General features: G+C 60.6%; 16 protein-coding genes. 7 read left to right on the top strand and 9 right to left on the bottom strand.

The genetic code is table 11. From position 1 onward, the window contains the following. The first annotated feature begins 32 nt into the window (after nt 1-32). The 4 genes from IB248_RS25290 (at nt 33) to IB248_RS25305 (ending at nt 2,371) form a co-directional block, all read left to right on the top strand. Nucleotides 33-626 carry a LysE family translocator gene (locus IB248_RS25290; RefSeq protein ID WP_018858668.1) on the top strand — a complete coding sequence of 198 codons (594 nt, stop codon included), beginning with the start codon at nt 33-35 and terminating at the stop codon, nt 624-626. 95 nt (nt 627-721) lie between these two features. Further along, nucleotides 722-1,357, top strand: coding sequence for a nitrile hydratase subunit alpha (gene nthA / locus IB248_RS25295; protein ID WP_026371980.1), 636 nt, complete (start codon nt 722-724; stop codon nt 1,355-1,357). Beyond that, nucleotides 1,354-2,013, top strand: a complete 660-nt coding sequence (nthB, locus tag IB248_RS25300) for a nitrile hydratase subunit beta (RefSeq protein WP_018858666.1) — start codon at nt 1,354-1,356, stop codon at nt 2,011-2,013. The genes nthA and nthB overlap by 4 nt, the downstream gene beginning before the upstream one ends. Further along, complete coding sequence (locus tag IB248_RS25305; RefSeq protein WP_169683746.1) at nt 2,000-2,371, top strand: nitrile hydratase accessory protein; 372 nt, start codon at nt 2,000-2,002, stop codon at nt 2,369-2,371. Before nthB ends, IB248_RS25305 begins: the two co-directional genes overlap by 14 nt. Nucleotides 2,372-2,374: 3 nt before the next feature. Here IB248_RS25305 and IB248_RS25310 read toward each other — a convergent pair whose 3' ends face one another. The 3 genes from IB248_RS25310 to IB248_RS25320 are packed head-to-tail and all read right to left on the bottom strand — an operon-like array spanning nt 2,375 to nt 4,060. Next, on the bottom strand, nt 2,375-3,157 hold the full coding sequence (locus IB248_RS25310; protein WP_018858664.1) for an anti-sigma factor: 783 nt from the start codon (nt 3,155-3,157) through the stop codon (nt 2,375-2,377). Continuing rightward, nucleotides 3,154-3,669 carry an RNA polymerase sigma factor gene (locus IB248_RS25315; RefSeq protein WP_113471414.1) on the bottom strand — a complete coding sequence of 172 codons (516 nt, stop codon included), beginning with the start codon at nt 3,667-3,669 and terminating at the stop codon, nt 3,154-3,156. The genes IB248_RS25310 and IB248_RS25315 overlap by 4 nt, the downstream gene beginning before the upstream one ends. A gap of 10 nt (nt 3,670-3,679) precedes the next feature. Beyond that, nucleotides 3,680-4,060 (bottom strand): hypothetical protein, encoded by a 381-nt coding sequence (locus IB248_RS25320; protein ID WP_018858662.1) that lies wholly within the window; start codon nt 4,058-4,060, stop codon nt 3,680-3,682. Nucleotides 4,061-4,206: 146 nt separating this feature from the next. Here IB248_RS25320 and IB248_RS25325 point away from each other — a divergent pair, with 146 nt between their 5' ends. Next, nucleotides 4,207-5,334: an ATP-dependent RecD-like DNA helicase gene (locus IB248_RS25325; protein WP_018858661.1), complete on the top strand. Its 1,128-nt coding sequence runs from the start codon at nt 4,207-4,209 to the stop codon at nt 5,332-5,334. Nucleotides 5,335-5,351: 17 nt separating this feature from the next. Here IB248_RS25325 and IB248_RS25330 read toward each other — a convergent pair whose 3' ends face one another. Further along, nucleotides 5,352-6,041: a MerR family transcriptional regulator gene (locus tag IB248_RS25330; protein ID WP_018858660.1), complete on the bottom strand. Its 690-nt coding sequence runs from the start codon at nt 6,039-6,041 to the stop codon at nt 5,352-5,354. Between the two features lie 426 nt (nt 6,042-6,467). Between IB248_RS25330 and IB248_RS25335 the strand changes: the two genes are divergently transcribed. Continuing rightward, the gene (locus IB248_RS25335; RefSeq protein ID WP_113471416.1) at nt 6,468-7,220 is read left to right on the top strand and encodes a pyridoxine 5'-phosphate synthase; all 753 of its coding nucleotides are present in this window, start codon (nt 6,468-6,470) and stop codon (nt 7,218-7,220) included. A 54-nt stretch (nt 7,221-7,274) separates the two neighbouring features. Here IB248_RS25335 and IB248_RS25340 read toward each other — a convergent pair whose 3' ends face one another. Further along, nucleotides 7,275-8,162 (bottom strand): SDR family oxidoreductase, encoded by an 888-nt coding sequence (locus tag IB248_RS25340; RefSeq protein WP_169683747.1) that lies wholly within the window; start codon nt 8,160-8,162, stop codon nt 7,275-7,277. A gap of 119 nt (nt 8,163-8,281) precedes the next feature. On the opposite strand from IB248_RS25340, the gene IB248_RS25345 reads away from it, so the two are divergent. Then, on the top strand, nt 8,282-8,698 hold the full coding sequence (locus IB248_RS25345) for a helix-turn-helix domain-containing protein (RefSeq protein ID WP_018858657.1): 417 nt from the start codon (nt 8,282-8,284) through the stop codon (nt 8,696-8,698). On the opposite strand, the gene IB248_RS25350 is transcribed toward IB248_RS25345, so the two are convergent. From IB248_RS25350 to IB248_RS25365, 4 genes are all read right to left on the bottom strand, one after another. Beyond that, nucleotides 8,684-9,913 (bottom strand): MFS transporter, encoded by a 1,230-nt coding sequence (locus IB248_RS25350; protein WP_112661148.1) that lies wholly within the window; start codon nt 9,911-9,913, stop codon nt 8,684-8,686. The two genes, IB248_RS25345 and IB248_RS25350, sit on opposite strands and share 15 nt — an antisense overlap. 66 nt (nt 9,914-9,979) lie before the next feature. Continuing rightward, nucleotides 9,980-10,597, bottom strand: a complete 618-nt coding sequence (locus tag IB248_RS25355) for a TetR/AcrR family transcriptional regulator (RefSeq protein WP_018858655.1) — start codon at nt 10,595-10,597, stop codon at nt 9,980-9,982. A gap of 61 nt (nt 10,598-10,658) precedes the next feature. Continuing rightward, nucleotides 10,659-11,576 (bottom strand): helix-turn-helix domain-containing GNAT family N-acetyltransferase, encoded by a 918-nt coding sequence (locus tag IB248_RS25360; RefSeq protein WP_018858654.1) that lies wholly within the window; start codon nt 11,574-11,576, stop codon nt 10,659-10,661. Between the two features lie 66 nt (nt 11,577-11,642). Continuing rightward, nucleotides 11,643-12,362 (bottom strand): aspartate/glutamate racemase family protein, encoded by a 720-nt coding sequence (locus IB248_RS25365; RefSeq protein ID WP_169683748.1) that lies wholly within the window; start codon nt 12,360-12,362, stop codon nt 11,643-11,645. Nucleotides 12,363-12,398 lie beyond the last annotated feature (36 nt).

Here is a 12,398-nt window from a genome sequence, read left to right on the forward strand (position 1 = left end):
GCCGGACCAACCGCGGGCCTCCGGGAGGTCTCATGCCGCTGGATACATTTCTGGCACTCGTCCTGTTTGCCTTTACCACATCGATAACGCCTGGCCCCAACAACATGATGCTCTTCGCATCGGGCGTGAATTTCGGTTTCCGGCGCACCGTTCCGCATATGCTGGGGATCGGGGCAGGGTTCTTCTCGCTGCTGATCGGCGTCGGATTCGGGCTTGGGGCGCTGCTGCATGCGGTGCCGGCTCTCTATCTGACGCTGAAATTTGCCGGTGGCGCCTATCTTGCGTGGATCGCCTGGAAGATTGCGACTTCACGGTCGCTAGACGAAGGCAAGAGCGGTGTCAGCCCGATGTCGTTCCTGTCGGCGGCAGCCTTCCAGTGGGTCAACCCGAAGGCATGGGTCATGGCTGTTACCGCGATGGCGACTTACACGATCCCGAATATCTACTTTGCGAGTGTTTTGATCGTTGGCTTCGCTTTCGCGCTGGTCAATCTGCCGAGCGTGTCGACCTGGGCGGGGTTCGGCTCGGCTCTGCGTGATTGGTTGTCGGATCCCGTCCGGCTCAAATGGTTCAACATCACCATGGCCGTGTTGTTGGTGCTCAGCCTTTGGCCGATGCTGAAATAGAGCTTGCGGCAGGCTTCGACGACATCCTGAGTGGGGCTTGGCGCTCCGGCTACAAGCGCTTAAAGATAAGCCGCCCATTGGCGGAGGATTATCTCGTGCACGACGACGATCACCATCACGACCACGACCATGACCATGACAACCGCTATACCGACATGCAGGCGCGGGTGAGGGCGCTGGAGACGGTTCTGACGGAGAAGGGACTGATCGATCCGGCGGCGATCGATGCGATCGTCGAGACCTACGAGACCAAGGTCGGCCCACGAAACGGTGCGCGTGTCGTCGCCAGGGCATGGAACGATCCTGAATTCGCGGAGTGGCTGCGGCGCGGCGCGACGGCGGCGATCGCGAGCCTTGGCTATGCCGGGCGTCAGGGCGAGCACATGCGCGCGGTGTTCAACACGGACGAGACGCATAATCTCGTCGTCTGTACGCTTTGCTCCTGTTACCCCTGGTCGGTCCTCGGCCTGCCGCCCGTGTGGTACAAGGCCCCCGCCTACCGTTCGCGGGCAGTTATCGATCCGCGCGGGGTGCTGGCCGAATTCGGCGTGACCTTGCCCGAGGATAAGAAGATCCGCGTATGGGATTCGACGGCGGAGCTCCGCTATCTGGTCATTCCGGAGCGGCCGGCGGGCACGGATGGATGGAGCGAGGAGCAGCTTGCAGATCTCGTCAGTCGCGATGCGATGATCGGAACGGGATTGGCTGCCGCGCCAGGAGATGCGGCATGAACGGCCCGCACGACCTTGGCGGTCAGATGGGTTTCGGCCCTGTCGCGCCCGAAAGGGACGAGCCGTATTTCCATGCGGAGTGGGAGAAGCGTGCGCTCGGCCTTACGCTTTCCAGCGGCGCCTTTGGCGCCTGGAATATCGACGAGAGCCGGCATACGCGCGAAAGCATTCCACCGGCGAGTTATCTTGGCGCGAGCTACTACGAGATCTGGACGCGGGCGCTGGAGGTGCTGCTGCGGCGCCATGGCTTTGTGACGGCCGAGGAGATCAACGCCGGTCACAAGCAAATGGATGGCGCGACGCCGAAGCGTGTCCTGAAGGCCGACATGGTGGCAGGCGTGCTCGCCAAGGGTGGTCCCTGCGACCGACCGGTGGCGACGCCGCCACGCTTCTCCGTGGGGGACAGTGTTCGAACCAGGAATTTCAATCCGACGACACATACGCGGCTGCCGCGCTATGCACGCTCAAAATTGGGCGTGGTAGAAGCTGTTCAAGGCTCCTTCGTCTTCCCCGACGACAACGCCCATGGGAAGGGCGAGAACCCTCAATGGGTCTATACGGTCTTGTTCGACGGCGGCGAAATCTGGGGTGAGGGAGCGGATCCGACGCTCTGCATCTCGATCGATGCCTGGGAGAGCTATCTTGAGCCAGTGTGAGACGCGGTCGCCGCTGGCGCAATCGCCGCAGCTGCCGAAATCGCCCGATGGAGAGCCGGTCTTTCCTGAGCCATGGGCTGCGGAAGCCTTCGCGATAACAGTGCATCTGCACGAACGGGGCCTGTTTACGTGGAACGAATGGGCTGAGACGCTATCACGGGAATTGCACCAGCCCGGCCGCGCCGAAGACGGCCGCGACTATTTCGATTGCTGGGTGGCGGCGCTTTCGGCAATTCTCGTCAAACTCGGCGTCGCTGACGCCGACATGATCCTCGATCTGCAGAAGAGTTGGCAGCGGGCGGCGGAGGCGACGCCGCACGGCAAGCCGATCGAGCTTGCCAACGACCCGCTGCGCTGAGGCTTACGACGGAAACTGCCTGTAGCATTCCTCGGCGACTTTTCTCAGCACATCGCGCGGAATCTCGCCGGTAACGGCGTAGCCGAGTTCGCCGTCGATCCAGTAGAAGGTTTCGACATTGCCCGATGACGCGAAGCGGAAACTGGTCGACCTGTTATCAGCCTTGCGCCCGACGAGGACCGTCAGTCGTTCGCCGGCCGGATCCTCGTACATGAACATTGCACCCGGCCTGCCCTCGACGGGCAACAGTCGCCCGCCGACCAGCTTGAAGCCGAGTTCCTGCAGGTTCGGAACCCGCAAGTTTTGAATGGCAAGCCGCTTGCCGAGCCAGGTCGCCAGATGGGCTTCCTCATTGGCAAAGACCTCGACGGGATGGCGGACTTCACCGGCATAAACCAGGAAGGCGTTGCGGGCTTCGTTGGGCAGGGTTTCGAGTTCCGTCAGTTGCAGATCCGGTTTTTGAAACAGTGCTGGGCCGTAGTGGCCGCTCAAGGCTCCCAGGCCGAAAGCCGCTATGATCGCAGCCACCGCCGCCAGGCGCTTCGGCCAGTTTGCTGGGCGTGTCCGGCCAGTGACGAGCGCTATGTCGGCGTCCGTGGATTTTTCATAGTCCGCGAAAAGCGATCGGATCTCGGCATTTTGCGCGGACCATTCCGCCACTCTGGCTGCATCGCCCGGATTGTCAGTGAGCCACGCCTCGATGCGTGCGCGGGCCTGCTCGGGAAGCTGCCCGTCGGCAAAGGCGTGAAGATCCGCTTCGGTCACGGTCTGGTTGATCTCGTTCATTTCGGTCTCCGAAGCGTAATGACATTGTCTGCCTTCATGCGCTCTCCCATCCGTTGGCGTGCGCGTGACAGGCGCGACATAACCGTGCCGATCGGGATGTCGAGTGCGGTCGCAACCTCCTGATAGGTATAGCCTTCGATGACAATCAACATCAGCACAGCGCGGTTTTCTTCCGAAAGGCTATTTAATGCATCCTCCAGCCGCGATCGCTCGAGCGGATCGGGAGCGGGATCGACGGATACGATGTCCTCGGCGCCATCGAGTTCCACGAACGGCGCGCGACCCGTCTGGCGACGGCTGTTGCGATAGAGGTTCGTCATGATCGTCAGCACCCAGCCGCGCAGGTTCAGCCCCCGCCATTGTCCGTGACGGGCGAGCACCTTCTCGAGGCAATCCTGCAGCAAGTCTTCCCCGTCTGCATCGGAGCGGGTGAGGCTCCGCGAGTAACGCCTGAGCGAGGGAAGGAGGGCCAGGATCTGGCCCTCGAACGTGTCGTGACCTGGTGCCTTCACGTCGCTTCGCTCACTGTTTGACGAGATCCCAATTGCCGCCGACACCGTCACCGGTGATATCGCCCATCTTCTTGTCCTTCACCCAGAAATAAAGCGGCATGCCGTCCTTGGCCCACTGCTTGCTGCCGTCTTTCCGTTCGACAATCGAATATGCACCCTCCGGCTTCGCGTCGCTAGCGGCCTTCAGCGGCGGCCAGTTCTTGGCGCAATCGTCGTAGCAATTGGAGACACCCATCTTATCCTTCTTGAAGGTATAGAGGGTCATGCCGTTTTCGCCGGCAAGAACCTCGCCCTTGGTGGACTTTACGGCCTTGACGGGCGGGGCCGCAAATGCGGACGTTGCGGCGGCGGATGCAATGGCAAAGGCGATCAGCATCTTTGCGGATTTCATGGGCTCTCTCCTCACGTGTAGGGCACGCTTGATTGCGTTGCCTGACATGAGACACCATCGATGCCGATTTTATTCCCTTTCGATTGCCCGCTTGCGCGGATTTCAGGGTTGCCTATGTCAGGCGAATCCTGCCAAGTCGATCCACGATGCAATTTGCTCCGCAACAAGATGAAGCCCTCAGGGCCGTTTCCCAATGGCTGAAGGAAGGGCGGACACCGCTTTTCCGTCTGTTCGGCTATGCCGGTACGGGCAAGACGACGCTTGCGCGGCATTTCGCGGAGTATGTGGATGGTGACGTACTGTTTGCCGCGTTTACGGGCAAGGCGGCCCAGGTGCTGCGGTCGCGCGGCGCCAGCAACGCGAAGACCATCCATTCGCTGATCTATCGTCCGCGCGGCGAGGAGGCTGTCGAGGACGAGGAGACGGGCAAAACTTCCATTGCGCCGATGTTTTCCATCAACCGTCAGAGCCCAGTCGCCAAGGCTGCGCTGATCGTGGTCGACGAGTGCTCGATGGTGGACGAGGCTTTGGGCCGCGACCTGATGAGCTTCGGCACACCGATCCTGGTGCTTGGAGATCCGGGGCAGCTGCCTCCGGTGTCGGGCGGCGGCTTCTTCACCAATCAGGAACCGGACTATCTGCTGACGGACATTCACCGCCAGGCGCGCGATAATCCGATCATCCAGCTTGCAATGCAGGTGCGTGAGGGCAACGAAGTCAGCTACGGAGACTACGGTACCGCGCGGGTCATCTCGAAGGGCGAGGTGAACCAGTCGCTGGTCCTCGATGCCGATCAGGTGCTCGTCGGCACGAATCGCACGCGACGCCGATACAATCAGCGTCTTCGCGAGCTGAAGGGTTTTGCGACCGAATATCCGCAAACGGGCGACAAGCTTGTCTGCCTGCGCAACGATCCGGCAAAGGGCTTGCTCAACGGCTCACTTTGGCAGGTGATGACGTCGTCCAAGGAGACGACGAAGCCTGGCATCAACCTGCTGGTCCGGCCCGAGGATGACGACATGGATCGCGGCGCGGCGAAGATCAAACTGCTGAAGCAGGCTTTCGAGGATGTCGAGGGTGAGATTCCCTGGAACACGCGCAAGCGCTACGACGAATTCGACTACGGCTATGCACTGACGGTGCACAAGGCGCAGGGTTCGCAGTGGAACAACGTCGTGTTGTTCGATGAAAGCTGGGCATTCCGCGATACACGCGAACGGTGGCTCTATACAGCGATCACGCGCGCGGCGGAAACCCTGACGATTGTGCGCTAGGCGATTTTCCGGGGGCGTCAGACCTGGACGACGCCGAGCATGACGGCCTTGGCTATGGCTTGAAAACGATTGTTGGCGTGGAATTTCTGGATGATGCCGGCCTCAAGTGACTGTGCATCGTCATTTCGAAGGTCGAGGGTGCGCGCAATACGCTGCGTGGAAAGCCCTGCCGCCATCAGCGCCAGGCACCGCAACTCCTGATCCGTGAGCATCGAGCCGCTCTGATTATCGTTGAGAAGCTGCTCCTCGGCTGCCTCGCGGTCGAGCAGGTCGCTCACCTGCTGCATCTGCCGATGCAATGTGGACATTTCCGCGCTGAGTTCGCGTTTGCGGGTCACGAGCGCGTCACGAAACAGAGCCTCGGCAGCCTCCTGCGAGTCGGCTTCTATGAGGTCGCTCATCAAATCCTGGATCACAGCAACCGCCATTCCAGCCTCGCGGCAGGCGTTGATGACAGCCATGCGCATCACGTCGCCCGGTTCATAGACGCGCATCAGGCCGATTCGGCTGGCCGAAATGAGCCCTTTTTCCTCATAGAAGTGGAGTGTGCGGTGGGTGACGCCAAAGGCATTGGCCATGTCGGCGATCGGAACTCGCCCGCGGGGCAAATCTGCGGGGCGGAGCGCCGCAGAAGGAAGAAAACGGTGCCGCGCTCGTGTTTGTGTCGCGAGGTCTGACGTGAAATCCTGCTTGTAACCTTCTGCCATGGTCCCTCCCGTTGTGCTCATTGTGCGTCTGCAAATTGCAAAAAGGGTGCGGTTGAGTGGGGTTCCTTCTTGATCGTTCCTGTTCAGGCATCAAAGCAACTGGCGGTGTTTGCTTCGATATCGCGAGCTTACGTTACTCGTGATTGACGTATTTTGTTAGTATCAAATTTAGTGACTTTTAATTTACAGCGCAATCCGGCGGGAAAGCTGCCCCAGGTGACGCGTTTCTCGCGAGAAATCAGCGCTGGAGAAACGCTTGATCGTTTAAAGCGCGAAGAACAAACCAGATCTACATTCAGCCGCCGCGTTGACGGACCAAACGCTCGCGTCATCACAGATTCACATGCATCCATGTACGAATCTCGTTGGCCGATGCCGACTCGTTGGCTTAGAAACGATCATCCTTCGCTTCAGTGGAATCCCGCCATGCAGACTACGCTTTCCGTCAATCTCAATGCCGTCGCGATGCTGCGCAACCGCCGCGATCTTCCATGGCCCAGTGTAGAGGGGTTGGGGCGGATTGCGCTGCAATCCGGCGCGAGCGGATTGACGGTCCATCCGCGACCCGACCAAAGACACATCCGTTTCTCGGACCTGCCCATCATCCGCAATCTGATCGATGACGAATTTCCAAACGCCGAATTCAATATCGAGGGCTATCCCACCGAGGAGTTTCTCGATCTCTGCGTTGGGGTGGCACCCGAGCAGGTCACGCTGGTTCCGGACGACCCCTCACAGGCGACCTCTGATCATGGCTGGGATTTCCGCAAGCACCGCGATTTCCTGACTGATGTCATTGCGCGGCTGAAGAAGATGGGCACGCGCGTATCGCTGTTTGCCGATGGCGATGGGGACGCCGAGGCCGTCGCGATTGCCAAGGCGGTCGGTGCTGACCGGATCGAGCTTTATACGGGGCCATATGGCGGCTGCTACGATGCGCCTGAACGGGTAGGGCCAATCCTCGAGGCGCTAGGTGAGACAGCGGACGCGGCGCTGGCGATCGGCTTGGGCGTCAATGCGGGGCACGATCTGACGGTTGCGAATTTGCCACCGCTCTTAAAGCGCATTCCGAAACTCGCGGAAGTGTCCATCGGGCACGGGCTGACGGCGGACGCGCTGGAATTCGGCATGGCCGAAACGGTTCGGCGGTTCTGCCGCGCATGCGGCCAGAAGATCTGAGAACTGCATGAGTGAGCCCGCTCCGGTGGTGCGAAGCGGGCTTTATCGACCGACTCAGGCCGTGAGGGCGGTCTTGTGTGCGACGAAGAAGCCCTTGAGCGTTTGAGGCTTGTTGCCAGTCAGCGTCTCGTAATCCGCCGTTACCAGATCAAAGTTGCCGGCGCGGATGTTGGCGTCGGCTGAGACCAGCATGTCCGCGACGAAATCGGGAAGACCCGCGCCGCGAATGCCTTGGCCAAGCTGCTCATCCGTGACGCTGACGGCCTTCAACGGCCTTCCAACCGCATCGGAGAGGACCGCGGCGATCTGGTCGGCGCTCAGCGATTCGGCTCCGGTCAGCGTATAGGTCGCGCTTTCATCGCTGCCGGAGGCAAGGGACGCTGCGATTGCCCGCGCGCAGTCTTCGCGCGAGATGTTCGCAACCTTGCCGCCGTCGCTGCTCGTGTACCAGTTTCCCGACTGGAGATTGTGCGGCATGCCATGGAGATAGTTGTCCATGTACCAGGCATTCCGAAAGATCGTGTAGGGGATGTCAGTGGCCTTCATGGCATTCTCGGTGCCAAGATGATCGGGTGCAAAGGTCACCAGAGATTTATCGGGCGAGGGCATCGAGGTGTAGGCGATGTGCTTCACGCCTGCCTTGGCTGCCGCGTCCACTGCCGCTTTGTGCTGCTTGAGACGTAGGCCGGGGACGGCGAGTGCGTCGGTGCTGATGATCAGCAACCGATCGACGCCCTTGAAGGCAGATTCGAGCGAGGCGGCGTCGTCGAAATCGGCCTTGCGGGTGATGACACCCTTTGTGGCAAGGTCCGCGAGTTTGGCCGGATCGCGCGTCGCGGCGATGATATTTGCCGCTGGAACCTTTTCGGTCTCAAGCAGGTGATGGATGATCCGCTGGCCGAGTTGGCCGGCCGCACCCGTGATGAGAATGGTCTCGCTCATGTGTCTTTCCTCTAGGTTTGCTGTTGGTCTCAAAAAGAGAGAAGCTCTAGATTAGGAATTGACTGCGCGCTGTAAAGAAGGCAGTTTTTTGGCTCTACGTTACCAAAAGGGAACCAAGAATGAGTGGCGCCGTCGTCAACCTGAAGAACAAGGCCCCCGGCATTCGTCGAGACGTCGATCTCAGCAACCTCGACTTCAACAATTGCCCGGTCCGGGACATGATGCAGCAGATTGGCGGCAAGTGGTCGACACTGATGCTCGAGGCGCTGTCGCAACGTCCGTATCGCTTCGGCGAATTACGGCGGATGATTCCGGATATCTCGCAGCGCATGCTGACACAGACCCTAAGGGATCTGCAGCGTGACGGTTACATCGAGCGGGAAGTGTTTCCGACGAAACCGCCGAGCGTCGAGTACCGGATGACTGATCTCGGCCGCTCGCTTTACAGCACGCTCGCCTTGCTACTGAACTGGGCGGAGGCAAACCATGACGCGGTTCGCGCCGCCCGGCTCCGATTCGATTCAGCCAGCCTCTGAGACTGCCTGCCGGCCGCGGCCTTCCGTCAGGAACAGAAGGAACGCAAAGGCTGGGAAGCAGAAGCCGATCCACGCGGTCATCGTCCAGCCGCCGGTCGCGTAGGCCCAGCCGCCCACGGCGGATCCGATCGCACCGCCCGTAAAGAACGTCGCCATGTAGAGACCGTTCAGGCGGCTGCGATGCTCGGCGCTGATCGCGTAGACGGCTCGCTGGCCGCAGACCAGATTGGTGGTTACGCCGAAATCAAGCAGTATTGCTGCAGCGGTCAGCAAAAGCAGCGCCGTCAGCGACCCATCGGTTGCGAACTGGCTGATGAGAAAGGCCGACATTCCAAGCAGCATCGCTAGCGTCGAGGCAGCCTTCGTCAGTCCGCGATCGGCGAGCCGCCCGGCAATTGGCGACGCAATGGCACCAGCCGCGCCAGCCAGCGCGAACAGGGCGATGCCATTCTGCGTCAGCCCGAACTCAGGGCCTGCGAGCAGCAGGGGCGTCGTGGTCCAGAATAGGCTGAACGCACCGAACATCCCGGCCTGGTAGAGCGCGCGACGCTGAAGAATGCGCGAATGGAGGGCAAGATCCGCCATCGAGGCGAGCAGTCTGCCGTAGCTCAGTCTGGTGTGGGGAACACGGACCGGAAGGTTGGCTCTCAGGATGACAACGAGCGCGATCATGAGCGCCGCGGTCACGAAGTAGACCATGTGCCAGGAGGTTGCTTCGGCAACGAAGCTGGCGAAGGGCCGCGCCAGCATGATGCCACAGAGCAGGCCGCTCATGACGTTGCCGACGACGCGGCCGCGCGTAGCGTCCGGCGCCATGTGGGCGGCAAAGGGAACAAGTACCTGGACGGCAACGGATGCAAGGCCGATGCAGAGCGACGCTAGTAGAAACATCATCGGTGTCGAGGACAGTGCCGCGCCGACCAAAGCAACCGCAGAGATGGCGATCAGCGTCAGCACAAGTCTGCGGTTTTCCAGGAGGTCGCCGAGCGGAACGATCAGCAGAAGGCCGAGGCCGTAGCCGATTTGCGTCAGGGTGACGATCAAGCCGGTTGCCGCCGGAGTGAATCCGAGGGATGCGCTGATCGGGCCGGCAAGCGGCTGGCCGTAATAGAGATTGGCCGCGACCAGTCCGCAGGCGGCCGCAAAAAGAAACGTCATTAAAGGCGAGATCGTCTGCGGCGCGACGGTTTCCCGCGTGGTGGTCGAAAGGCTCATATTAGGCTCCGGGGCTATCGGATCATCAAAAAGGTTGCGCGTGAGGCGGGTCGGTCGCAACCCGATTTACGCAAGAAGTTTCATTGCAATCTCGGCGACAGCGACCATTTCTTCCTCGCTACGCCCCGTTTTGCCAACCACTCGCATTCCATTGGTCACGCAAAGCAGGGTACGGGCGGTGGCGGCGACGTCAACGTTCGCGGCGATCGAGCCGTCGCTTTGGCCGAGGCGGAGGAGATCGCGGATCAGCGCCTCGTTGGCTGCAAACGCAGCCGCGACACGGTCTGCGGCCTCTTCGTCGAAAAGCGCCAGGTCGTTCGCACTGCTGACGACAAGACAGCCGCACCGACCGGAGGCACCATGCGAGGAGAGCGCATAGTGGGCCAAGACTTCGCGGATCTTCTCACGGCCGGTTGCGGCCTTCGCCATGCGTGCGTCCAGAAGGCCGCGACGAACAGCGCGGTATCGGTCGAAGGCTGCGAGGAATATGCCGCGCTTGTCCTTGAACGCCTTGTAGACGCTGCCGGAGGCAAGGCCCATGGCTTCGGTAAGCTCGCTGATCGACGCGGCATGATAGCCGCGCTCGGAAAATACCTGGAGCGCCCTGTCGAGCGCTGCGTCGCGATCGAATTCGCGCGGTCTGCCGCGTGTCCTGATCGTTTCAGTGAGGGTCGCCGTGGTCATGGTCGACTTAATTAGGAAATGATCGTTTCCAAATCAAGGGAAACTTTTGCGACGCAGCAAATCAGAGATCAAGAACCCAGGTTTGGCCGTTTTCCTCAGGGCCGAACATCCGGTGTCTCCCCTCGGAGACAAGGCGGAAACCGGCCTTCAAATATATGCCGCGCGCGGCATGCAGGATGTCGTTCGTCCATAGCGATATCTGTCGATACTGCTTTGCCCTGGCAAAGCGAATGCATTCGTCGACCAGCATCTTGCCGAGTCCGAGGCCGCGCGCCGCCTTGTCCACATAGAGCAGGCGAAGCTTCGCAACGCCATCGCCACCATTGGTGACAAGGATCGAGCCGACGTTGATGCCTCCACGCTCGGCAATCCAGCAATACTCCTTCGACGGATCGAAATTCGCCAGGAACTTGCCGGCGACCTCTGCAACGAGGCCCTCGAAGCGCATGTCCCAGCCGTATTCCCCGGCGTAAGCCTTGCCCTGGCTTTGGACGATCCAGCCGATGTCGCCGGGCCGGTGTGCGCGGATGATCAAGGGTGGGCGCGCGGCCTCGGGATCCAATAGCCCCCGAATGGCACTCATCGCGGCTACGACGCTTTGCGGTTCGCCGTCGACGAGGTTAGCGAAGCGCTCTGCTATCTGAGTGTTGGAGCGACGGCCCAGTTCCTCGAATTGATCATGTCCCTTGGTGGTGACGTTGATGATTTGACTGCGCAGGTCGTCGGGATCGGCCGTTGTTTCAATCAGGCCATTGGAGCGGAAGCGTTTGAGAATTCTGCTGAGATAGGCGGGGTCGAGTTGCAGGTCGCGTGCCAACGCGACCGCGGTGACGCCCTTGCGCGAGCCGATCTCGAAGAGGACGCGCGCGTCCGTCAGCGTGAAATCGGTGTCGAGGTAGGCCCGGTTCAGGACCCCCAGGAAGCTCGTGTAGAAACGATTGAAGTCGCGGGCAGCGTCGATCAAGCCAGGGTCAGACATGGACAAAACCTCCTGATAGGAGATTTTGTCCTGCTTTTATTTGACTGAGTCAACTAATTTGTTGACTCAAGCAGCCGCGATCACGCGTGCTTGTTCGTCGCCAAGTGCGAACTCGACGGCGGCGCGAGCATGGATCTCGGTTGTGTCGAAGCCCGGCAGCGGCAGATGCTTCGGGTCAAGGATCAGGCAGATTTCCGTGCAGCCGAGAATGATACTGTCCGCGCCCTTGGCGCGCTCGCGTTCGATGATCTGCATGAGCTTGTCGCGCGAGCTGTCGAGCACCTTGCCGGCGCAGAGCTCATTGAAGATGATGTCATGGACGGACGTGCGGTCGGCGGCTTCGGGAACCACGACGTCAACGCCCAGGCTCTTCATGCGATTGGCATAGAAACCGTGTTCCATGGTGTATCGTGTGGCGAGCAGGAGCGGGCGCTTGCGCCCGGCTGCCTTCAGAGACTTCGCGGTCTCGTCGATGATGTGGATCAGCGGCACGGAGATGCGGGAGGCGACCTGATCGGCAATCAGATGCATCGTGTTCGTGCAGATCAGCATGCAGCGGGCGCCGGCAATCTGCAGGTGCAGAGCCACGTCGCCGAGCCGGCTTGCTGCAGAGTCCCAGTCACCCGCCTTCTGCATGGAGACGATCTCGTCGAAATTGATGGAATGCATCAGGAGGTCAGCCGACGTGAGCCCGCCGCGGCGCTCGCGTACCATTTCATTGATCAGGCGATAGTAGACCGCCGAGCTTTCGAAGCTCATTCCGCCAATTAGTCCGATTGTCTGCATTTTTGTTATGCTCCCGTCTGGAATTTCGTAGTGGCG

The organism is Rhizobium sp. RHZ01, assembly GCF_014851595.1.
In the GTDB taxonomy this organism is placed as follows: domain Bacteria; phylum Pseudomonadota; class Alphaproteobacteria; order Rhizobiales; family Rhizobiaceae; genus Rhizobium; species Rhizobium altiplani.